The sequence below is a fragment of the Pauljensenia sp. 27098_8_83 genome, assembly GCF_041432695.1.
In the GTDB taxonomy this organism is placed as follows: Bacteria; Actinomycetota; Actinomycetes; order Actinomycetales; family Actinomycetaceae; genus Pauljensenia.
In genome coordinates this window covers 1-993 of the sequence record NZ_JAPWAD010000047.1, presented here as the reverse complement: position 1 = coordinate 993, position 993 = coordinate 1, and the positions used below count along the sequence as shown (strand labels likewise).

Annotated in this window: 1 rRNA gene; it reads right to left on the bottom strand. The window is 57.5% G+C overall.

Annotated elements, in window-relative coordinates:
* Window positions 1–993 (bottom strand): 23S ribosomal RNA (locus O3656_RS10220); the annotation flags it as partial.

The following is a 993-nucleotide window of genomic DNA, read 5'->3' as shown; positions in this document are numbered from 1 at the left end:
GTACCAGTCGGCTCGCGAGCACCTCGCGGTGCTTCCACCTCTGGCCTATCAACCCGCTCGTCTGGCGGGGGCCTCTCACCCCACGGGGGGGCGTGGAAACCTCATCTTGAAGCAGGCTTCCCGCTTAGATGCTTTCAGCGGTTATCCCTTCCGAACGTAGCCAACCAGCCATGCACCTGGCGGTACAACTGGCACACCAGAGGTTCGTCCATCCCGGTCCTCTCGTACTAGGGACGGCCCTTCTCAAGTTTCCTGCGCGCACAGAGGATAGGGACCGAACTGTCTCACGACGTTCTGAACCCAGCTCGCGTACCGCTTTAATGGGCGAACAGCCCAACCCTTGGGACCAACTCCAGCCCCAGGATGCGACGAGCCGACATCGAGGTGCCAAACCATGCCGTCGATATGGACTCTTGGGCAAGATCAGCCTGTTATCCCCGGGGTACCTTTTATCCGTTGAGCGACCACGCACCCACGTGCCATGGCCGGATCACTAGTTCCTGCTTTCGCACCTGCTCGACCCGTCGGTCTCACAGTCAAGCTCCCTTGTACACTTGCACTCGCCACCTGATTACCAACCAGGCTGAGGGAACCTTTGAGCGCCTCCGTTACATTTTAGGAGGCAACCGCCCCAGTTAAACTACCCACCAGGCACTGTCCCCAACCCGGATCACGGGTCTAGGTTGAGGTGACCGCTTGAACCAGAATGGTATTTCAACGACGACTCCACCACCGCTGGCGCGGCAACTTCACAGTCTCCCACCTATCCTACACAAGTCCAAGCGAACACCAATACCAAGCTATAGTAAAGGTCCCGGGGTCTTTCCGTCCTTCTGCGCGAAACGAGCATCTTTACTCGTACTGCAATTTCACCGAGTTCGCGGTTGAGACAGCGGAGAAGTCGTTACGCCATTCGTGCAGGTCGGAACTTACCCGACAAGGAATTTCGCTACCTTAGGATGGTTATAGTTACCACCGCCGTTTACTGGGGCT